Annotated in this window: 20 protein-coding genes; 17 read left to right on the top strand and 3 right to left on the bottom strand. The window is 45.2% G+C overall.

Annotated elements, in window-relative coordinates; translation table 11 throughout:
- The first annotated feature begins 80 nt into the window (after positions 1-80).
- Together KQI91_RS06865 and KQI91_RS06860 are read left to right on the top strand one after the other, a co-directional pair.
- A complete protein-coding gene (locus tag KQI91_RS06865) occupies positions 81-1,250 on the top strand; it encodes a cation diffusion facilitator family transporter (protein ID WP_216392111.1) in 1,170 nt (389 codons plus the stop codon).
- A gap of 468 nt (positions 1,251-1,718) precedes the next feature.
- Positions 1,719-1,886 (top strand): hypothetical protein, encoded by a 168-nt coding sequence (locus KQI91_RS06860; RefSeq protein WP_253288410.1) that lies wholly within the window; start codon positions 1,719-1,721, stop codon positions 1,884-1,886.
- Between the two features lie 109 nt (positions 1,887-1,995).
- Here KQI91_RS06860 and KQI91_RS06855 read toward each other — a convergent pair whose 3' ends face one another.
- Positions 1,996-3,312 (bottom strand): MATE family efflux transporter, encoded by a 1,317-nt coding sequence (locus KQI91_RS06855; protein ID WP_216392109.1) that lies wholly within the window; start codon positions 3,310-3,312, stop codon positions 1,996-1,998.
- Between the two features lie 112 nt (positions 3,313-3,424).
- Here KQI91_RS06855 and KQI91_RS06850 point away from each other — a divergent pair, with 112 nt between their 5' ends.
- Positions 3,425-3,568, top strand: coding sequence for a hypothetical protein (locus tag KQI91_RS06850; protein ID WP_216392108.1), 144 nt, complete (start codon positions 3,425-3,427; stop codon positions 3,566-3,568).
- 281 nt (positions 3,569-3,849) lie between these two features.
- Positions 3,850-4,440 carry a 50S ribosomal protein L25 gene (locus tag KQI91_RS06845; RefSeq protein ID WP_216392107.1) on the top strand — a complete coding sequence of 197 codons (591 nt, stop codon included), beginning with the start codon at positions 3,850-3,852 and terminating at the stop codon, positions 4,438-4,440.
- Positions 4,441-5,070: 630 nt separating this feature from the next.
- Here the strand turns inward: KQI91_RS06845 and citX are convergent.
- Entirely contained in the window at positions 5,071-5,592 is a 522-nt protein-coding gene (gene citX / locus KQI91_RS06840; RefSeq protein ID WP_216392106.1) for a citrate lyase holo-[acyl-carrier protein] synthase, read from the bottom strand.
- A gap of 202 nt (positions 5,593-5,794) precedes the next feature.
- Complete coding sequence (gene citC / locus KQI91_RS06835) at positions 5,795-6,841, bottom strand: [citrate (pro-3S)-lyase] ligase (protein WP_216392139.1); 1,047 nt, start codon at positions 6,839-6,841, stop codon at positions 5,795-5,797.
- Between the two features lie 208 nt (positions 6,842-7,049).
- Here citC and KQI91_RS06830 point away from each other — a divergent pair, with 208 nt between their 5' ends.
- From KQI91_RS06830 to fba, 13 genes are all read left to right on the top strand, one after another.
- Positions 7,050-7,550, top strand: a complete 501-nt coding sequence (locus tag KQI91_RS06830; RefSeq protein WP_216392105.1) for an RNA polymerase sigma factor — start codon at positions 7,050-7,052, stop codon at positions 7,548-7,550.
- 75 nt (positions 7,551-7,625) lie between these two features.
- A complete protein-coding gene (locus KQI91_RS06825; RefSeq protein ID WP_216392104.1) occupies positions 7,626-8,990 on the top strand; it encodes an anti-sigma factor C-terminal domain-containing protein in 1,365 nt (454 codons plus the stop codon).
- A 162-nt stretch (positions 8,991-9,152) separates the two neighbouring features.
- Positions 9,153-9,434 carry a hypothetical protein gene (locus KQI91_RS06820; protein WP_015542148.1) on the top strand — a complete coding sequence of 94 codons (282 nt, stop codon included), beginning with the start codon at positions 9,153-9,155 and terminating at the stop codon, positions 9,432-9,434.
- A gap of 3 nt (positions 9,435-9,437) precedes the next feature.
- Entirely contained in the window at positions 9,438-9,977 is a 540-nt protein-coding gene (locus KQI91_RS06815; protein WP_216392103.1) for a TIGR00730 family Rossman fold protein, read from the top strand.
- A 100-nt stretch (positions 9,978-10,077) separates the two neighbouring features.
- A complete protein-coding gene (locus KQI91_RS06810; protein ID WP_216392102.1) occupies positions 10,078-12,162 on the top strand; it encodes a BglG family transcription antiterminator in 2,085 nt (694 codons plus the stop codon).
- Between the two features lie 80 nt (positions 12,163-12,242).
- Entirely contained in the window at positions 12,243-12,710 is a 468-nt protein-coding gene (locus KQI91_RS06805) for a PTS sugar transporter subunit IIA (protein WP_216392101.1), read from the top strand.
- A complete protein-coding gene (gene gatB, locus KQI91_RS06800) occupies positions 12,704-12,988 on the top strand; it encodes a PTS galactitol transporter subunit IIB (protein WP_216392100.1) in 285 nt (94 codons plus the stop codon). Before KQI91_RS06805 ends, gatB begins: the two co-directional genes overlap by 7 nt.
- A gap of 93 nt (positions 12,989-13,081) precedes the next feature.
- Positions 13,082-14,440 (top strand): PTS galactitol transporter subunit IIC, encoded by a 1,359-nt coding sequence (locus KQI91_RS06795; RefSeq protein ID WP_330654478.1) that lies wholly within the window; start codon positions 13,082-13,084, stop codon positions 14,438-14,440.
- Positions 14,441-14,740: 300 nt separating this feature from the next.
- Positions 14,741-16,138 carry a PTS galactitol transporter subunit IIC gene (locus KQI91_RS06790; RefSeq protein ID WP_253288408.1) on the top strand — a complete coding sequence of 466 codons (1,398 nt, stop codon included), beginning with the start codon at positions 14,741-14,743 and terminating at the stop codon, positions 16,136-16,138.
- The gene (xylB, locus tag KQI91_RS06785) at positions 16,110-17,630 is read left to right on the top strand and encodes a xylulokinase (protein ID WP_216392098.1); all 1,521 of its coding nucleotides are present in this window, start codon (positions 16,110-16,112) and stop codon (positions 17,628-17,630) included. Before KQI91_RS06790 ends, xylB begins: the two co-directional genes overlap by 29 nt.
- Before the next feature lie 69 nt (positions 17,631-17,699).
- The gene (locus KQI91_RS06780) at positions 17,700-18,749 is read left to right on the top strand and encodes a galactitol-1-phosphate 5-dehydrogenase (RefSeq protein WP_216392097.1); all 1,050 of its coding nucleotides are present in this window, start codon (positions 17,700-17,702) and stop codon (positions 18,747-18,749) included.
- A gap of 27 nt (positions 18,750-18,776) precedes the next feature.
- Positions 18,777-19,745, top strand: a complete 969-nt coding sequence (gene pfkB, locus KQI91_RS06775) for a 1-phosphofructokinase (RefSeq protein WP_330654477.1) — start codon at positions 18,777-18,779, stop codon at positions 19,743-19,745.
- A gap of 72 nt (positions 19,746-19,817) precedes the next feature.
- On the top strand, positions 19,818-20,672 hold the full coding sequence (fba, locus tag KQI91_RS06770) for a class II fructose-1,6-bisphosphate aldolase (protein WP_216392096.1): 855 nt from the start codon (positions 19,818-19,820) through the stop codon (positions 20,670-20,672).
- The last annotated feature ends 135 nt before the right edge of the window (positions 20,673-20,807 follow it).

Here is a 20,807-nt window from a genome sequence, read left to right as displayed (position 1 = left end):
TCCAGTAAGATTCTTTATAATTATGGATGTATCGGGAAGAATGTGTTATGATTGGAGGAATATCTGCAGGAGGTATGTGTATGATCACGTTTTTAGCATCATTATTTATAAAAGACAGCAGAAATTACAAGGAGCCTGAGGTGCGGCAGGCTTATGGTGTCCTGAGTGGGGCAGTAGGGATCGGGTTGAATATTCTGCTGTTTCTCGGTAAATGGATTGCAGGAACCATCAGTGGTTCGATCGCCATTACGGCAGATGCATTTAATAACCTTTCGGATGCGGGATCTTCGATCATTACCCTGATCGGTTTTCGACTTTCCGGACAGGAACCGGACCCGGAGCATCCGTTCGGACATGGAAGGATGGAATATATCTCAGGGCTGCTTGTCTCAGTGGCAATTCTGGTTATGGGATTTGAGCTGATCTGGTCATCATTTGGGAAGTTGAGAGACCCGGAACCAATCGAAAGCAGTGCACTGGTATTTGGCATTCTGATCTCTTCGATTCTTGTGAAACTGTATATGTTTTTTTACAATCATTCCCTGAGCAAAAAACTGGAAAGTGCAGCGATGAAAGCAACTTCGGTGGACAGTTTGAGTGATACTGTGGCAACGACACTTGTTCTGATCGCGACTGTGATCAGTAAATATACAGGATTGATTCTGGATGGCTGGTTTGGTATTCTGGTCGGATTGTTTATTGTTTATACAGGTGGTTCTACACTGAAGGAGACCATTGATCTTCTTATCGGACAGCCGCCGAAAAAAGAATTTATTGATGAAATCAGGGAAATTGTTCTGGAGCATTCCCTGGTATATGGGATGCATGATCTGATCGTTCATGATTATGGGCCGGGACGAAGAATGATCTCACTTCATGCGGAAGTAGATGTAAATGGTGATATTCAGGACATTCATGAACAGATTGATCATATTGAGCATGAACTACAGGAAAAACTGCATTGTTCAGCAACAATCCATATGGACCCGATCGTAACCGATGATAAAGAGGTTCTGGAAATGAAAGCGAAGGTTGAGGAAATGGTTCATTTTCTGGATGAATCGTTCAGTATGCATGATTTCCGAATGGTAAAAGGCCCGACCAGAACAAATCTGATCTTTGATGTGGAGGTTCCGAGGAAGACATCGTTTACAGATAATGAGATCATGAACTGGCTGAAAGAACAGATACATGGTCTGCCTGGAAGTAAATATTTCGCAGTGATACAGATCGATCATGAGTATTATTAGATGAGAGTATGATAACAGGCAGGGACGAGAGAAAGATAATTCGTTCCTGCCTGTTATATGCATAAGACACTGGCAGAACCTGTGCTGCGTTTCTGGATTTCTCTGCTCATCTATTAATCACTGCTTTTGCAAACTCGCACCTGAAGGTGCTCAGACAGAGCAACGCAGTGATAATTAGAGCATTCGAAATCCTAGAAGCCTCGCAGGGTTCTTTCCGCGTCTTATGTATATAATTCGGCAGGAGAAGTTTGGCTCCACTCGTCCCTGGTTGTTGAATCATGGAGATGAGGAGCGGATTGTATTAGGGCAGTGTGTTGGAGTTAGGGAGAATGTGTCGAGCGAAATTTCCAATGATTTAGCACTTTGAAAACGGAATACGGGGTTTACATGTGTGTTTAAATCACCTATAATGAAAATGTATAAGAACGATATGTGCTGAAAGGCGGTGGAAGTATGGAGGGTAATGATATGCCAGATCAGGAGTTAAAAACAATGTATATCAGTTGGTTTATGGATTTGCAGCGTATTAAGAAATCCAGCAATGGAGCGGACATCCCGGAACTGGAGTATCAGATTAAAGGAATGATTGCCAGACTTTCTTCTATGGGAGTAAATGTGGAAGATCTGACATTGTGAAGTGAAATAAGAATGACGATGTAACTAAGAAAAGAGTGTAGCCCTGTAGTTGGTTTAACGGGAACTACACTCTTTTGTTTTTGTACCTGCATGGAGTTGTCAGAGGTGTCTATTTTTCATGAAATTTCATATAAGCGAGTCCGGTAACATCGGCAAGCACCCATCCGATCGGAATCGCCATCCAGATGCCGGTTTCTCCAATATATGCGGAAAGGATATACGCCAGAGCTACACGGGTTCCGAGTGATATGACGGTCAGGACGACGGACATGACCGGTTTCTTGACTGCACGATAGTAACCATACAGCAAAAACAGACAGCCGATTCCGCAGTAAAAAGCTCCCTCGACCCGGAGATAACGTACACCGGAAGCAATAACTGCAGTTTCTTTTGCACTGACAAAGATCCGCATCAGCGGTGCGGCAAAAATACATACTACCGCTGAGATTACAATACAGAAAAGAAAACTGATCAGGAACGATTCTTTCGTTCCCTTGCGGATTCGATCTTTTTTGCCAGCACCGTAGTTCTGGGCGATAAAGGTAGAATATGCATTACCGAAATCCTGCACCGGAAGATAAGCAAACGTATCAATCTTGACAGCGGCGGCAAAAGCAGCCATAATGACCGGTCCGAAGCTGTTTACCAGTCCCTGCACCATCAGAATACCAAAGTTCATGACAGACTGCTGGATGCATGTCATAGAAGACAGATTTCCAATTTCACCAAGGATCTGGTGGTTGAATCGCAGATTCTCTCTGGAAGGCAGCAGATCACGGCATTTCAGCAATACATAGAGCGTAATGCCGATGCCTGAAACATACTGAGCGATGACTGTCGCCAGTGCTGCCCCACGGATACCCCATGGGAGCACAGCCACGAACAAAAGGTCAAGTCCGATATTCAGGACAGCAGAGATGGCAAGAAATACCAGTGGGATCGTGGAGTTTCCAAGAGCACGGAGCAGACAGGAAAAGTAATTATACAGCGAGGTGGCAATGATACCTGCAAATATCACAAGCAGATAAGCCTTCATGCCATCCCATACCTCGTCCGGCACCCGCAGGAAATGCAGGATCGGATCAATTCCTATGTACACCAGGACATTCAGAAGCACAGTGACAGCCATGATCAGCACAAAAGCATGTACGATTGCACTGCACAGAGAATCCTGGTCGTTTTTTCCCCTATAAATAGAAAAAAGAGCTCCCGATCCCATGCTGAGTCCAAGAAAGATAGAAGTCAGAAAAGTCATCAGAGTATAAGCAGATCCCACCGCCGCCAGCGCATTGCTTCCGAGCACACGCCCGACGATCAGCGTATCCGCAATATTATAGAACTGCTGCAGAAGATTGCCGGCCATCATCGGCAGTGCAAACAGCAGCAGCGAGCGGGAAATTTTCCCCTCGGTCAAGTCATGATACATTTTTTGTTACCTCATCCAAAATCTCAAAAATTCAATACAGGGTTTACACTTTTCTGGCAAACCACTATAATGATTATATCATAAAAAAATAATCTGAAAAGGTGGTGAAATTATGGGAGAAGGTGAAGAAATGACAAGGTTGGAACTTTTAACAGTACTTTTGTCGATCAAGGCATTACTTGAGGGCGATAACCAGGAAAAAGCACTGGAACTTGTAAATGAAGTCATTGCAGAGGCAAAAAGAAAAGATAACTGATATAAGTAACTGATGATAGAGAGTGTAAATCCTGTATTGAGTTTCTGAGATTTACACTCTTTTTTATGTGTCGGGTGAAAAAGTCAGAGAATTTTATATTATGTATACAATTTTAAAATATTAACAAAAATAAGAGCTAAATAAAATAATATTTGGTTAATCTGTTTTGGCACTCAGTGCTATACTTCTAACCGTAAAAAGTAAACAGAACTTAACAAAACCTCCTTTCACAAAACAAAGTTGAAGGCTGCTAAGCATCAGATTTTTGGAGGAAAAGACAAATGAATACTTTAAAAGCTGAAAAAAGAAGCATGGACGTTAAGGCAAAAAGACTGAGAAGAGAAGGATACGTTACAGGTAATGTATTTGGTCGTGAGATCGAAGGTTCCATCCCAGTAAAAATGCTGAAGACCGAGGTTGACAAACTGTTAAAGACTGACCACAAAGGAAGCCAGGTTATGCTGGATGTAGATGGTCAGACATACGATGCACTGATTAAAGAGGTTGACTTCAATCCACTGGCAGGCAGAGTAGATGAGATTGATTTCCAGGCACTGGTAAGCAATGAAAAAGTACATTCCGTTGCTGAGATCGTAATCGTAAACCACGACAAAGTAGCAGAAGGTGTTCTTCAGGAGAACATGGAAGAGGTAAACTACAGAGCTTATCCATCCGCACTGGTTGACAAAGTAGAAGTAGATGTAGCCGGACTTAAAGTCGGTGACACCATCCGTGTCAAAGACCTGAGCCTTGCAAAAGATGCAGATATCGACATCAAAGATGATCCGGAAGCTGTTGTACTGACTGTTGTGGCTGTACACAACGGAGCCGTTCCGGAAACTGTAGCACCTGAGGAAGCAGCTGAAGAGTAATGGGAACGGCCCAATTGTCCGTTTGTTTGTAAACTAGAGAAACTTCTGCGCTGGGAGGACACTCGAAGTTACATTTGCTGGGAACTACCCAGCGGCCCGCCAGTTTGACAACTGAAGACCCTGAGGGGGACTATCTTACAGTTGCGAAAGCCGAATGTCCCCCTCAGACACACCCTTTTTGGCCACGCCTGGTTCATCAAGACAGAACAGTGTTGATGCTAACTGTCGAGGCTGTTTCGCTGGCGCGAAAGGCGCGGCAACTTGAGTTGGTAATAGGTGTAGTTCCCGCGAGCACGCCGAAGGCGTGGCGTCGACGGGCTAGTAGTATGATAAAATAACAGGATATCTTCTCCATACGAGAGAGAAGACTCCTGTTATTTTTATTTTGTAAAATCTATAAATTAAGAAAACAAAGACTCAGGGAGCATCAGTGCAAGCCTGAATCCCATTCATACGAAAGTCTTCCGGCCTGAAACACCAGGAGAATTTTTCAAAGGGCTCCACATAAGACAAAATTTCCGTCAGACATTTAGCCCAGGGGTTGTCAGGGGACTGGCCAAGTCCCTTGACGGTTTTCTTATATCCCAATATAAACAAAAGTCCCCAGAGAAATTCCTCTGCTAAAAAATGTCAATATAAATTGACGGGCGCATGGGAAGTTCCCAGGATTTCCTCAATCCTATCCTGCATCTCCGCAATCGTATGTTTCCTTGACCGTGCACATTCCTGTGCCTGACAGTCGCAGATCAGGCACTTGCGGTACGATGGACGGGAAAGTTTATGTCCATCTGTTCCAATTACATCCATATCAAATAAACGTCCATAAGGATGGGACTCCTCAATCTGTTGGGTGAGATCTTTGATTTTTTCTGCAGAAGCGTCAACACAGAGCAGCATCTCATCTCCTGTAATATCATGGAAAACACGAGACTCAAGAACTTCCATATCTGCTGCGGAAAGATCATGCAATAAAACATCTTTTCCTGCTTCGAATCCTTTCCGGATCAGAGGCGTCGTCTTGATCGGACCTGGAATATTCATACAAAAAGAAATTACAGGCTTCTGATATTTTTCTATAAATTCATTCTGAATCTGCACGCGCCTGTCACGGCAGAACATCATATCGGTGATAGTAACTTCCTGACCTTGCATATCTTAAAATTCCCTTCAGTAAGTAAAATAGTTGTGTTCAGTTAAAATCTATCCCAGCTGTTAAAAATCCTGTTTTTATAAGTGATGAGTAGTAATAAACAGGTGCCTGATTTGTATATTTTCAGAAATGTCGGACCCAAATCAGGAGCATAGACATTTGGAATATTGTTTATGAAATGAAATCGTCGGTCTGCCTGAAGAATTAATAATGTATTACATTTTCACACTCGCGAATCCGTTCAAGTACCGGCTGTGCCTCCGGACTGCGGAAATAGTTCAGTGTAGTTTCTGGAACAAGCTCCTCAAGAAGTTCCCAGTTTTCTTCCTTCAAAGCCTGACGTACCGTGGACGCACTGATCGCTTTTCCGTTATTTTCTTTACGTGGGACGATCACACATTCAATTCCGTTCTCCGGCAGTTTCTCAGACATGATCTGATTGTAGATGCCAGTAACAAGACTTGTCGGTTCCTCTCCAACATAACGCCGATTGATTCCAAGTGCAGCTGCGATCCTGGTAAAAACAGTCAGATCCAGCATGGCATGGCTTTCGATCACTGCCTTTTCGTCTTTCTGGAAATAACTTGGAAAAGTCGCATTGCTGATGATGTACGGGCCGCTGTCATGATAACGGATATTTGTAAGATGAGCAGTCCCTTCCATGACCAACTTCTTACGTACCGCAAAAGGAACCAGACTGGCATCTTCGCTGACAATAAACAAATGAAGAATATCATTTTCGGCAGCAGCTTTTTCTACCAGATACTGATGACCGAGGGTAAAAGGATTGGCGTTCATCACAAGAGCAGCCACCCGTGGTGCATCTTCTTTCTGTTTTTCCAGAGTATTCAGATAACCGGAAAAACCGGTACGCTTATTTTCCATAAAGACAATCTGTCCATTGATCCGGGCAATCTCATAAAAGCCAAGATCTCCGAAAAATCTGGCAGAATCACATTTCGTATAAAGAAACAGATGCGTATTTCCTCTGGAAAACTGCAGCTCGATCAGATGACTGACGATCGAATTCATCAGCCCCTCACCCTGATGCTCATGACTGACCGCCATACACCGAAGCGTATTTCCAAAACAGCTTCCCGTTGCGATCAGGTTCATTTCATCATCATACATCCCGCAGGTATAATCCAGATTTCCGTCTCTGCGGATTCCCTCTGCCGTAAGCAGTTCATCCACCAGACGGTTGCCGCGCTTATCTGATGCGGCGATTTGTGTTATAAAATAATCGGACATAAAACTCTCCATTCCGCCGCCTTCCACCGCGGCACAAAAATATTATAATAATTTTATAACAGTCACAAAAAGATGTAAAGAAAAATACAATTCGTAAATGGAATGCCGTAAATGGAATGAGGATATATACAGATTTTTTTGTAACATTTTCCGCATTCAGATGTTATATTGGTGAAAGAGAAAAAATCAGGGAAGGGGGAAAACAGATGTGGATAATGAAATCTTATTAAAGCTTTACAGTCTTTATCAGAAAGAACTTTACCTGTATCTGTATTCCCTCTGCGGGGACAGACATCTGGCGGAAGATCTGCTGCATGAGACATTTCTCAAAGCACTGCTGGCATTGCCGGAGGGGCATACGAACATGCGGGCATGGCTTTATATGGTGGCGAGAAATTTGTTTTATAATCAACAGAAAAAGAAATCCCGGGAGATTCTGCTGGAAGGACAGGAGTATTTTCCTGAGAAAAAAACGGACGAAGATCTGCTTGAAAAAATTATCGAGGAAGAAAACTGGCGGATGCTTTACCAGGCAATCCGCAGACTGGAGATAAAGAAACGGGAAATTATTCAAATGCAGTATTTTGGCGGAATGTCTCAAAAAGAGATCGCGGCGGTTTTACATATCACGCCGGAGAATGTGCGTGTACTGGCATACAGGGCAAAAAAAGAGCTGAAAAAGGATTTGACAGAGTTAAAAACGGAATAGCAAGATAAGTGAAAAGCGTAAAAACAGTGCAGCGTATGTAAGCAGAATCTGATTAAACAGAGAGGAGGAAATGCAATGACATATCGTGAATTACTGAAATTATATAAGCAGGGTAAACTGGAAGACAGCGCAAAGAAACAGATAGAAGCGGAAATCGAGAAACAGGATGCAATCAGTGAATTTCTTTATGAAGAAGGTACGATACCAGATTTTTCAGATCTGGAGGGAGAGCAGGACTATTTCAATGATTTAAAAGGCGAAAATTCGATGTCGGAACGACAGGACAGTAAGATAGGGGACAGCGTAGAAAAACAAGCGAAGAATCAGATCATAGAAAAAAGTAAGTCTGCCGAAGACTCACAAAATGGTCAGGAGGATGAGCTTAACAGGCAATTCATAAAAGAAATCCAGCGTTCTATCCGCAGAGCCTTTATCAAAATGGGACTGGCAGTAGGAGCCGCAGTCCTCGCAGTTGTTCTGTGTGCAGTTTTTATCCTTCCAAAAGCTGTATCCAAATTTTATTATGACCCTAATGAAGTTGCAGGAAAATACGAAGAAATGATCACGACCAGGATGGAACTGGATCTGTCCGTTTATTCGGAGCTGTTTCTGCCTGGAAATCACCGGGATCAGGTCAATGCAGTATCGAGGGGTTACGGTGAATACGATATCGTCATTCCGCAAACCACCAGCTGGACCGGAAAATCTACTTCTGTCAGCGGACGTCTGGTGAGGGGAAAACTTACTCTCTATGATAATAATATCCTGAGTCGTCCGATCATGCAGTTCTACCTTCCGGGAGACGAGGATGCATGGGTGGCGTGGGAAGTTGACGAAAACGGCAAAGAAACAAAAATGGACACGGAGGCTCGTAAACAGGAAAGTATTCAGTATTCCAAAGAGGAAATCGCAGAATACAATGACAACGACTGGTATCTTGCCTATGTTTCTATAAATGACATCATGGATTACAAAGATTTTATTGAGTGGTTTCAGAATCTGTCCGATCAGAAAGAACTGGAATGGGGAGCTCTCTGGTGTGCGGTCCATACAGAAGACGAAGATGGTTATCTCGTAGAACCAAACATTGGTTTCTGTCCCCTGCCATCCGGAATGAGCATCAGCTGGGACAGAGAAACATATCCATACCTGTCTCTTCTGGATAATTCAGATTCGTACGATCGGGTAGAAGCAAATGATGAAAAAACCATGCAGACGCACTTTATCAGCATGCTCTCCTACATTCAGGATCATGATAATATCCTTTCCATGATGGGACAGACAACGGATTCCCCGAACAGATATCAGGATATGATTGATTATGTGCAGAAAAACGGACTGAAGATTCATGGCTTTGCAGTCAGCGCAAAAAAGAATACTCTTCTTGAATTATATAAGGAAGATGTGGTATCTTATATTCAGACAACACCACAGAATTAAGAAAGAAGTGCAGACATATACGCGGGTGTATGTCTGCATTTCGCATTTATTGCGGAAGAAGTCGTGAGTATTTAACAAAATCAATGCGGAGCAATTATTTAGTTATGAGCAAGTAGCAAAGCGGATTGCGAATATCCGCTTGCTTATACAGGAGGGAACAGCATGGGAATTACAGAAATGTTAGATGAATTAAAAAGCAAAGCACGCCGTGATGAAAAACTTCGGGCAGAGCTTCTGGAAACACGTAAGGATGCACAGCCGCTCAGTGCATTCTGTCGGAAATGCAGGGAACTGGGATATGAGATTTACGATATGGACCTCATCACCGCCGGAGAAGAATTTTATGCCACCATGCGCAGAAGCACCAATGGCGGCGGGGAAAATTCTCCGATGCTGGAAGGTGAGGACGATTTTTACGAGTTATTTTTCGCGGGATTGGAGTAAATTATGAACATATGCATTTATGGAGCTTCCAGTGCAGAACTGGAGCAGATCTATTATGATAAAACAGAAGAACTTGGCAAAATGATGGCAAAGCGGGGACATGGCCTTGTGTTTGGCGGTGGAGCGACCGGAATGATGGGAGCAGCAGCCAGAGGCGTCGATTCCGAAGGTGGTTATATTCTTGGCATTGCTCCACGTTTCTTCGATAAGCCGGGAGTTCTCTATGAGAATTGCAGCGAATTCATTTTTACAGAAACCATGCGTGAGCGCAAAAAACTTCTCGAAGAACGTTCAGACGCAACGATCGTAACACCAGGCGGGATCGGAACTTACGAAGAGTTTTTTGAGATTCTGACACTCAAAAGCCTGCGCAGGCTGGACCGTCCGATCGTCCTTTACAATATCAACGGATACTATGATGGAATGAAGGCACTTCTTCAGCATACCGCAGACGAGAAATTTATGGATGATTCCAACATGGAACTCTGTGCATTCATGGATGATCCGGAGCAGATCCTGGCATACATAGAAAGTTACAGATAGTTATCAAATGAATCAGCAATTTGAAGCAGGATAAAGTGGCAGATAATTGATGTCCATAGAAAAAATCCATGTAAATAAAGAATTACAGGAAGAATATTGTATGAACAAAAGAATTGTTTCCATAATCCGGAAACTGAGCAAAACAGAACAGGAAATAAGCCTCACAGAACTGGCAGAGGAATTCCGGATTTCCCAGCGAAGCGTCCGAAATGATCTGAATGCGATCAACGATCTTCTGATCGGACAGGGACTTGCAAATCTGAAATTAGGAAGAGGCGGCAAAGTCCTGCGGGAAAGTGATTTTGCAGAGATTCTGGAAAGTCTCGATGAAAAAGATTTCTACGATTACAAACTATCCAAAGAAGAACGTAAAAAGATTGCCTCGGTCCTTCTGGTGACAGCACAGGGTTATATCACGCTTTCAGAGATCGCAGACCACATGGCAGTCAGCCGTGCGACAGTGATCAACGATCTCGACGAGATCAAGGCATATATCCATACCGGCAACCTGGAAGTCCGTTCCCATCCAAATAAGGGACTGAGCGTGGAGGGAACTGAGAGCGACCGGCGGGTTTTTCTCCTGAGTCTGGTCAACTATAGCCCGGATGCAGCCAGAGAAGATGTTGTACAAAAGCAGATCGCCGTCGATGAAGAACGCAGTGCTCTTCTTGGCAAGATTCTCTATGAGCAGGAACATGCACACGAATGTTTTCTGAGTGATTCTTCTTTCCGCAAGATCCAGATTTATCTTGGAATCATGGCGAAACGTATGGCACAGGGCTGCTACATGGAACCGCGTCATCGGAAAGACAACAGCAAGCACACGATGGCAGAGGATATCCTGAAATACGTCGGTCAGTACTGTGCGCTGGAGATCAACGAAGACGAGATTCAGTTTTTAAGCGAACTTCTGACTTTCGGAAGATATATGAAACAGAAACATTCGGATCCGGATTCTGTAAAGATCCAGATGCTGACACGACAGTTCATCGAAAAAATCTCTCAGACCACAGAAATCCTCCTGACACAGGACTATGATTTCTTTGAAAATCTTTCCAAACATCTGGAATCCACGTTTGCACTTGCAGCTCCGCTCAATGACAGAAATCCTGTGATCGATAGCGTAGTAGAGGAAAATCCGCGGATCCTTGAGGCAGTACAGAAAAATCTTCCGATGATTGAAAGCTACGCCGGACGGAAACTGACAGAGGCAGAGACAGGCTATATTGTTGTCCATCTCTGTGCCGCGATCGAGAGAAAGAAAAATCAGGAGATTTCCTTTCGCGTGATTGTAGCCTGCCATGCCGGGATCGGAACTTCACAGCTTCTTCTGGAACGACTGAAAAAACATTTTAACTTCCGGATCACAGATATTGTTTCCTCACATGAGGCAGGAAATCTCAAAGCGGGTCAGGCAGATCTCGTGATCTCTACCGTGCCGTTGAAACACTGTGAGATTGAAAATATTGTCGTATCACCGCTTCTGGGAGATGAAGACTACATAGAGATCGGAAACAAAGTCGACCAGCTTCGTGCGCGGGAAGTTTTTACAGATACACCGGAAACAGAAGCCAAAACACCTGAAACTCTGCTGAATGCGATTGGTACGATCCTTTATGACAAAGTGCCGGATGAAGCTGGTGCACTGATGACAGAAATCGGCAAAAAGGTCGCAGATTTTTTCCAGACAGATCCTGTGGTAGCAGAAGGATATTCCCCGGCATTGAGTCAGCTGCTTCCGGCATCTCATATCCAGCTTGATATAGAATGCGAAAACTGGCAGCAGGCAGTCCGAAAATCCGCCCGGAAGCTTCTGGAGCTTGGATATATCGAAGAAACTTACATGGATGCGATGATCCATAACATCGAAGAAAACGGGCCATATATCGTACTGACGAAAGGTTTTGCCCTTCCACATGAAGGCATTGACAAAGGTGTATATAAGACCGGGCTGAATCTGATCCGTCTGAGCAGACCAGTCAACTTCGATGCAGAAGAATATGATCCGGTAGAGTTTGTGTGCTGTATGAGTGCCACGGATCACAAGACACATCTCAGGGCATTTTTTAATCTGGTAAATATGCTGAAAGAACCGGGATTTTTGCAGGCACTTCGGGAATGTCAGACAGCAGAAGAGGCAGCAGAAGTAATCCAGCAGTATGAAGTGAAGACAGATAAAAACTGAATACTGCACAGAATTAGAGAGCAGGGTGCAGAGATACATATAGAATGTTCATGAACAAAAGAACAGAAAGCAGGGATAAAATGATCTGGAAAGAGTTAAAAGATACATTAATCTTTCTGAAGCTGAAAGCAGCCGACAACAAAGAAGTGCTGCAGATCATGGGAGATGCCATGATTCAGGAAGGATACGGGGAAGAAGGGTTTACAGAGGCACTCCTGGAGCGGGAAAAAGACTATCCGACAGGCTTGGACGTGGACGGGATCGGAGTTGCAATCCCGCACACAGATGCGGAACATGTCAAAAAGGAAGGAATCTCGATTGCAGTGCTGGATGAGCCGATCGTTTTTGATGCAATGGGAGAAGAGGATTATCAGATTCCGGTGAAGATTGTGATCATGTTCACGGTTGCAGGAAAAGATAAACACATCGACCGCCTGCTGCAGATCCTGGATATGATTAAGGATGAACAGATCCTTAAGGGACTGTTGGCAGCAAAGAACAAAGAAGAAGTTCGGACAGCGATACAGAAAAGAGAAAAAACATGTTAAAGAAAAAAGTGATCGCGGCATGTGGTGGGGCAGTGGCAACTTCCACTATAGCGGCGAATAAAATTGTGGAATTATGCAAAAAAAACGGGATTGATGTGGAAATCTGCCAGATTCGTATTTCGGAGATTGAATCAAATCTGGAAGGAACCGATCTGATCGTCACAACATCCAGGATCAAGCGGGATTATGGAATTCCTTATGTGAATGGAATGGCTTTTATTTCCGGAATCGGAGAGGAAGCGACAGAAGCAAAGATCCTGGAAGTATTGAAGCAGTGACTGGATGGCTTACAGGCAATAGTACGTGGAGGATTTTGGCATAAATATGGCAGAATCCAAAGATATCATTTGATGCAGGGAGGTTTAAACAAGGTGAATTTACTGGAGAAGGCAGTAGATGTCATCAACAATATGGGGGCTTCATCTCTCCTTCCGTTGACGGTTGTTTTCCTGAGTCTGTGTTTTGGGGTAAAACCAGGCAAAGCGATTCGCTCCGGTCTGATGATCGGTGCCGGATTTGTCGGGATCAACCTGATCGTGGAGATGATGAACAGTCAGCTTGGGACAGCGGCGGCAAAAATGTCGGAACGTTTTGGCTTGAATCTCCGGGTGGTCGATCTTGGATGGCAGGGGGCATCTCCGATGGCGTGGGCATCCTGGCTTTCGGCGATTGCGATACCGCTGGCAATCCTGGTGAACATCGTCATGCTTGGAATGAAACTTACCAGAACGGTCAATATCGATCTCTGGAACATCTGGCATATGACGTTTACCGGGGCACTGGCATATACGGTGACAGGAAAGCTCTGGATCGGCATTCTGGGAGTGGCTTTTCATGCCGCGATCGTTTATAAACTGGGAGATCTGTGGGCTCCTTTTATAGGAGGATATTTTGAACTGACGGGGCTTACGGTGCCGCATGGCACGGCATCCTATATGGCACCGGTGGCGTGTCTGACGGACTGGATCATCGAAAAAATCCCCGGAATCCGCGATATCAATTTTTCAATCGATCAGCTTCAGGAAAAAGCAGGTGTGCTTGCAGAGCCGATCGTTATTGGCGGAATTATGGGAACGGCAATCGGACTCCTCGCAGGCGACCGTCCGGACGATGCTTTTATGCTGGGAATCCAGATGTCTGCCGTGATGGTGCTGATGCCGCAGATCGTAAAATGTATCATGGAAGGACTGCTTCCATTGTCAGAGCGTGCTAAGAAAATCCTTTCGAAGCGGTTCGGAAACGGAGAGTTTTATATCGGGTTGGACCCGGCAGTTCTGCTCGGAGATTCACAGGTAGTGACGGCGGGGCTTCTTTTTATCCCGATCACGCTTCTGATCGCAATGATCCTTCCGGGAAATCAGGTGCTTCCATTCGGTGATCTGGCAACGATCAGTTTCTTTATTGCGATCGCTGTTGCGGTACATAGGGGAAATCTTTTCCGCACACTGATCTCAGGAAGCCTGATCATGACGATGACTTTGTGGATCACGAACCAGACGATCCCATGGGTGACAGCACTTGCAAAAAGTACAGGTGCGCTGAGCGGAGACGGACTGGCAGCCGCGATGGATCAGGGAGGAAGCCCGATCACGTATATTTTTGTGGAGCTGTTTCAGCGTGATAATCTTGCAGGGCTGCTGATCATAAGCGGGATTTATATCGTCTGCCTGGCAGTGTCGGTGAAATATTCCAGAGCAGAAAAAGCCCGGGGCGAAGATGAGGAGCTGTAGAAGAAAGCACATTTTCTATTAAAATATGAATACAAAGAATGGTTGAAAAATTTTCCAAAATTCTGGAAAGGCTTTCAACCATTCTATTTTTTTGCAAAAAAAGGGGAAAGACCTTTGACTGTTTTTCACATAACCATCGTGTTAGCATAGAATCATCAAAAGGAACACAAAACAAACGGCCGTAAAAGCAAAAAGAAAATGTCAGAACAAGAAGACAGAAAGACAGGAACGTAACGAGACAGAAAAGAGCAACAAAGAACTGAAGATAATGCAGATGAAAATTTAAAGGAGGAAAAAAGAATGCTGACAATGATGTTAAATGGAATTCAGTATGTGATCGATATGGGAGCTTCCGTAATGCTTCCAATCGTGATCGCGATCATCAGTATCTGTATGGGAATTAAAGTAGGAAAAGCAATCCATTCCGGATTGATGATCGGTGTAGGTTTTGTAGGACTTTCGCTTCTCATCAATATGATGAGCGACCAGTTGGGACCTGCAGCACAGGCGATGTCAGAAAGATTTGGACTGACATTGAACGTAGTTGATATCGGATGGCCGGGAGCATCCCCGATGACCTGGGCTTCCAGTATCTCAACGATCGCCATTCCGGTGGCAATCCTGGTAAACGTGGTCATGCTTCTCACAAAGCTTACAAAGACCGTGAACATCGACGTATGGAACATCTGGCACATGGCTTTTACAGGAGCCATCGCTTACACAGTAACAGGAAACTTTGGAGTTGGAATCCTCGGAGTAGTCGTACACGCAGCGATCGTTTACAAAATGGGAGATCTGTGGGCACCTCTGATGCAGGATTATTTCGGACTTGACGGACTGACCGTTCCTCACGGCGGCGGTTCCTGCATGGGTGTGATCGCCTGTGTGATCGATGCGATCCTGGACAAGATTCCTGGAATCCGCAAGATCAGCATCACAGCAGATTCACTTCAGAAAAAGATCGGTGTATTTGGAGAGCCGATCATCATCGGTGGAATCCTTGGAACAGCCGTAGGTTTCCTCGCAGGTTACACACCAAAAGATGCACTTCCACTTGGAGTAAACATGGCAGCGATCATGGTACTGATGCCAAAAGTAGTGTCCTGTATTACGGACGGGCTCGTACCACTTTCTGAGAGAGCAAAAGAAATCCTGACAAAGAAATTTGACAACGCAGAGTTTTATATCGGACTGGACCCGGCGATCCTTCTGAGAGATTCTCAGGTTATCACAGCAGGACTCCTTTTTATCCCGCTGACACTGATCCTCGCAGTCCTTGTACCTGGAAATGAAGTTCTTCCATTCGGAGACCTTGCAACCATCGGATTCTTCACATCCGTAGCAGTAGCTGTTCACAAAGGAAATCTTTTCCGTACCCTGTTTTCCGGAAGTGCCATCATGTATATGACTATCTGGATCTCCAACCAGACAATTCCGTGGATGACAAAACTTGCAGAAGTAACAGGATCCCTTCAGGGCGGCGGCAGAGTTGCAGCACTGGATCAGGGAGGAAGCCCGATCACCTATGTATTTACACAGTTATTTGTAAAAGAAAATTTAAGCGGTGCGGCAGTGATCGCAGCAATCTACGCAGCCTGCCTCGCATTCACCGTATATTCCGTAAAGAAACAGAAAAAAGGATCTATGACCAGAGAAGGAGAAAAAGCTCATGACGAAACAGTATTTATTGGGGATTGATATAGGAACAAGTGCATGTAAAGTTGCATTATTTGGAAAAGACGGCAAAGTAGAAGCGGCAGTTTCAGAAGGTTATCCGGTGTATTACCCGCATCCGGGCTGGGCAGAGCAGAACCCGGATGAATGGTGGGAGGCTGTGTGCAAGGCTATCTGGACAGTGATCAGTTCCAGCGGCGTTTCACCGGATGATATCGCAGGAATCGGCATTGACGGACAGAGCTGGTCCGCCATTGCAATCGATGAAGAAGGAAAAGTACTTACAAACACACCGATCTGGATGGATACCAGAGCACAGAGCATCTGCGACAGAGTGAATGCAGAAGTGGGCGGCGAAAAGATATTCGAACTCTGTGGAAACATGCTCCAGCCGTCCTATACCACAGCCAAGATCCTCTGGTACAAAGAAAATATGCCGGAAGTTTATGCAAAAACATACAAGATCCTTCAGTCCAACAGTTTTATCGGATATCGTCTGACCGGTGCGATCACACAGGATGTCAGCATGGGATACGGACTGCACTGCTTCAATATGCGGACCGGAAAATGGGACTATGAAATGTGCGAGGCACTTGGCATACCGGCAGGCTTTCTTCCGGAAGTGGTTGCATGTCACCAGATCATCGGAACGGTAACAGAAAAAGCGGCAGAGCAGACAGGACTGAAAGTTGGAACACCAGTAGCAGCAGGTGGGCTGGATGCAGCATGTGGAACTCTTGGAGCGGGTGTCATCCATCCGGGAGAGACACAGGAGCAGGGCGGCCAGGCGGGCGGCATGAGCATCTGCATCGACGAATATGCGGCAGATCCACGTCTGATCCTTGGATATCATGTCGTTCCGGATCAGTGGCTTCTCCAGGGCGGAACCGTTGGAGGCGGCGGAGTCATGAGATGGCTGGAACATGAATTTGGCGATTATGAGAGAGTTGTTGCAGTAGAAAAAGGAAAAACTTCCCTTCATCAGTACAATGAAGAGGCAGAACAGGTTCCGGCAGGAAGCGACGGACTGGTATTTCTCCCATACATGGCAGGTGAGCGTTCCCCGATCTGGGATCCAAATGCAAAAGGCGTTTTTTATGGGCTTGATTTTTCCAAGACCAAGGGACATATGATCCGTTCCTGTATGGAAGGTGTGGCATATTCCCTGAAACATAACCTGGATGTTGCAGAACAGGCAGGCGCTTATGTCAAAGAACTTCGCGCAGTCGGCGGTTCGGCAAACTCCGCACTTTGGATGCAGATCAAGAGTGATATCACCGGAAAACCGCTTGTCGTACCGTTTTCTGATACAGCGACTACCCTTGGTGCGGCGATCCTGGCAGGTGTAGGCGTCGGAATGTATGAGAATTTTGAAGATGCCGTTGCACAGACCGTGCAGATCACCAGAAGGTATGAACCGAATCATGCAAACGATAACGTATATGGAAAAAATTATGAGACGTATCTGGCGCTGTATGAGAATCTGAAGGATCTCATGAAGAAAAACGCAGAATAAAATGCAGCTATAATTAACCGGGCGGGTGATAAAAATCTGCCAGCACAAACATAAATGGAGGACAGTAACATGAAAGCAGGAGTTGTACACGCAAGAGAAGACATCAGATTTGAAGAAATAGAGAAATCAGTCCCGAAAAAGGGACAGGTGCTGATCAAAGTAAAATATACAGGGATCTGCGGTTCCGATGTACCGAGAGTAAACGGAGATGCCTGCCACTTTTTCCCGAATGTTCTCGGACATGAGTTTTCCGGAACTGTGGAAGCAGTCGGCGAAGGTGTGACAAAGATCCGTCCAGGCAGCAGAGTTGCAGGTGTGCCGCTGGTACCATGCATGAAATGCCCGGACTGCCAGAAAGGAAACTATTCTCTCTGCAAACATTACAGTTTCATTGGTTCCAGAGAATTTGGAAGTTTTGCAGAATACGTTGTAGTTCCGGAGCAGAATGCGGTTCCGTTTGAAGACGAAGTATCTTTCGAACAGGGTGCGTTCTTCGAACCGGCAACCGTAGCTCTTCACGGACTGAAACGTGTGCCATGGAACGGTGGCAAGACCGTAGCAATCCTGGGCGGCGGTACGATCGGAATGTTCGTGATGCAGTGGGCAAAGATCTTTGGTGCAAGAGAAGTTGTTGTATTTGATATCAATAACGAACGTCTGGAACTTGGCAAACGCCTTGGAGCAACAGCAGGGATCAACACGCTGGAAGAAGGTTTTATGGACAGAGCAAAGGAACTGACCGAAGGACAGGGCTTCGATTATGTATTTGAGACAGCAGGAAATACCATCACTATGCGTATGGCATTCGAACTTGCGGCGAATAAAGCAAATGTCTGCTTCGTAGGAACTCCGACAAAAGACCTGACCTTCACCGTCAAGGAATGGGAAAACATGAACCGTAAGGAATTCAATCTGACAGGTTCCTGGATGTCTTACAGCGCACCGTTCCCGGGAGAAGAGTGGAAACTTGTCGCACATTACTTCAAGACAGGTGAGCTGAAATTCGACGAGTCCTTCATCTTTAAGAAGCTTCCGTTAAGTCAGATCGCAGATGCATTTGAAATGTACAAGACACCTGGATTTGTGAAAGGAAAGATCCTGATCGACAGTGAACAGTAAATCGGATGTTGCTGTGAGAGACAGTAAATGGACACGACAAACGACATAGCAGACAAGGAGAAAGTTATGATCACAACAGTAACAATGAATGCGGCACTGGACAAAGCCTATTTCATGAATCATGTTATCGAAAATGGAACCGTCATGCGGGTGCAGGAATGCCGCACGACGGCTGGTGGAAAGGGATTAAACGTAGCAAGGGCGGCTTCCATCTGTGGAGCAGACGTACAGGCGACAGGGCTTGTTGGCGGGTTTAATGGACAATATCTGGAATCCCTGCTGGACAAGGATGAGATCCCACATCAGTTCGGGCACGTTAAGGGGGAGACACGAAGCTGCATCAACATTCTGGATGAGGGTTATGGATCTACAGAATATCTGGAGCCAGGCTTTGAAGTGGCACCGGAAGAAGAACAGGATTTTATGAAAAAATTCCCGGAGATCATCCGCGACAGTGCTGTAGTCACCATTTCCGGAAGTATTCCCAGGGGACTAAAGAAAGATATCTATGGAAGGATGATCACGATCGCCAAAGCCATGGGAAAAACAGTTCTTCTGGATTCCAGCGGCGATACACTTAAGAATGGCATCACAGCAGGACCGAATCTGGTGAAGCCAAACCAGGATGAGATCGAGCAGCTTTTTGACACAAAGATCACTTCTCTCAAAGAAGTCATTGCCTGTGCAAAGAAGATCCACGAAATGGGAGTGGACAATGTTGTGATCTCGCTTGGAAAAGACGGTGCACTTCTGGTATGCGAGGAAGGTGTTTTTAAAGGAAAACCGCCGAAAGTGGAAGCGGTCAATGCAGTTGGATGCGGCGACTCCATGCTGGGAGCTTTTGCGGTAGCGTTTGAACGCGGGTATACGGCAGGAAGAGCGTTGAAGTATGCCATTTCTGTTGCTACTGCAAATGCAGTATCCCCAAATACAGGGAAGTTTGAGTATGAGCAGTGTGAGGATCTTTTTGACAGGGTAAGCATTGAAAAATTATGATGCCGGGATTTTAGACATAGAGCTGAAAATTTACAACAAATTGAAGAATTACGATTACAGGAGGACATGGAAATGAGTCTTGTTACAACAAAGGAATTATTACTGGATGCACAGAAAAACGGATACGCTGTAGGTGCATTTAATGTAGAAAATATGGAAATGGTACAGGCAGTCGTAGCTGCCGCAGAAGAGCTGAACTCTCCGGTCATCATGCAGACGACTCCGTCTACCGTGAAATACGCAGACCTGGCATATTTCTATGCAAATGCCAAAGTGGCAGCCGATATGGCTTCTGTTCCGGTCGTGATGCATCTGGATCACGGCAGCAGTTTTGAACTTGCCATGCGTGCTTACAGAACCGGATATACTTCCATCATGATCGACGGTTCCCACGAAACGTATGAAGACAACATCAAAGTTTCCAAAGCAGTCGCAGATGCCTGCCATCCGGGCGGCGTTCCGGTAGAAGCAGAACTTGGCAAAGTTGGCGGCAAGGAAGATGACCTGGACGGCGGTGAGGGAGATCCTTACACAAATCCGCAGGAAGCAGCAGAATTTGTAAAAAGAACCGGCGTGGATTCTCTTGCTGTTGCAATCGGAACCGCACACGGCGTTTACAAAGGGGAGCCCAAACTGGATCTGGACAGACTCAGCGAGATCCGCAAGGTCGTAGATATCCCGCTGGTACTCCACGGAACCTCCGGTGTGCCGGATGAAACTGTAAAAGAGTGCGTAAAACGAGGCATCTGCAAAGTGAACTATGCGACGGACCTTCGAATCGCTTTCTCCAAAGGTGTCAAAGCAGTGATGGCAGAAGATCCAGATGTCTTTGATCCAAAGAAATACAACGCAGCAGGACGCGAAGAAGTTAAGAAATACGTCATGCAGAAGATCATGGTCGTAGGAAGCAACGGAAAAGCAAAGTGACGGCAAGATAAAATCAGCTGACTTGAAAAAGTAAATTCCAGTGCACAGATAAATTCCACCGTGCTTTTAAAATCTGCCTGAAATCGAACGATTTTTGAGGAAAAATGCTGGATTTCTGTTATAATCATAATAATT

The sequence above is a fragment of the Blautia sp. MSJ-19 genome (assembly GCF_018918125.1).
Taxonomy (GTDB): Bacteria; Bacillota; Clostridia; order Lachnospirales; family Lachnospiraceae; genus Blautia_A.
The sequence above is the reverse complement of the archived record's forward strand: the minus strand, read 5'-3'. Positions and strand labels throughout refer to the sequence as shown.

What these genes read in the sequence shown, in the direction of transcription:
- fba (WP_216392096.1), top strand. Translation starts at nt 19,818, where the DNA reads ATGAGTCTTGTTACAACAAAGGAATTATTACTGGATGCACAGAAAAAC.
- KQI91_RS06790 (WP_253288408.1), top strand. Translation starts at nt 14,741, where the DNA reads ATGCTGACAATGATGTTAAATGGAATTCAGTATGTGATCGATATGGGA.
- KQI91_RS06820 (WP_015542148.1), top strand. Translation starts at nt 9,153, where the DNA reads ATGGGAATTACAGAAATGTTAGATGAATTAAAAAGCAAAGCACGCCGT.
- KQI91_RS06810 (WP_216392102.1), top strand. Translation starts at nt 10,078, where the DNA reads ATGAACAAAAGAATTGTTTCCATAATCCGGAAACTGAGCAAAACAGAA.
- KQI91_RS06780 (WP_216392097.1), top strand. Translation starts at nt 17,700, where the DNA reads ATGAAAGCAGGAGTTGTACACGCAAGAGAAGACATCAGATTTGAAGAA.
- KQI91_RS06825 (WP_216392104.1), top strand. Translation starts at nt 7,626, where the DNA reads ATGACATATCGTGAATTACTGAAATTATATAAGCAGGGTAAACTGGAA.
- citC (WP_216392139.1), bottom strand. Translation starts at nt 6,841, where the DNA reads ATGTCCGATTATTTTATAACACAAATCGCCGCATCAGATAAGCGCGGC.
- pfkB (WP_330654477.1), top strand. Translation starts at nt 18,777, where the DNA reads ATGGACACGACAAACGACATAGCAGACAAGGAGAAAGTTATGATCACA.
- citX (WP_216392106.1), bottom strand. Translation starts at nt 5,592, where the DNA reads ATGCAAGGTCAGGAAGTTACTATCACCGATATGATGTTCTGCCGTGAC.
- KQI91_RS06865 (WP_216392111.1), top strand. Translation starts at nt 81, where the DNA reads ATGATCACGTTTTTAGCATCATTATTTATAAAAGACAGCAGAAATTAC.
- KQI91_RS06815 (WP_216392103.1), top strand. Translation starts at nt 9,438, where the DNA reads ATGAACATATGCATTTATGGAGCTTCCAGTGCAGAACTGGAGCAGATC.
- KQI91_RS06860 (WP_253288410.1), top strand. Translation starts at nt 1,719, where the DNA reads ATGCCAGATCAGGAGTTAAAAACAATGTATATCAGTTGGTTTATGGAT.
- KQI91_RS06845 (WP_216392107.1), top strand. Translation starts at nt 3,850, where the DNA reads ATGAATACTTTAAAAGCTGAAAAAAGAAGCATGGACGTTAAGGCAAAA.
- KQI91_RS06855 (WP_216392109.1), bottom strand. Translation starts at nt 3,312, where the DNA reads ATGTATCATGACTTGACCGAGGGGAAAATTTCCCGCTCGCTGCTGCTG.
- KQI91_RS06805 (WP_216392101.1), top strand. Translation starts at nt 12,243, where the DNA reads ATGATCTGGAAAGAGTTAAAAGATACATTAATCTTTCTGAAGCTGAAA.
- gatB (WP_216392100.1), top strand. Translation starts at nt 12,704, where the DNA reads ATGTTAAAGAAAAAAGTGATCGCGGCATGTGGTGGGGCAGTGGCAACT.
- xylB (WP_216392098.1), top strand. Translation starts at nt 16,110, where the DNA reads ATGACGAAACAGTATTTATTGGGGATTGATATAGGAACAAGTGCATGT.
- KQI91_RS06850 (WP_216392108.1), top strand. Translation starts at nt 3,425, where the DNA reads ATGGGAGAAGGTGAAGAAATGACAAGGTTGGAACTTTTAACAGTACTT.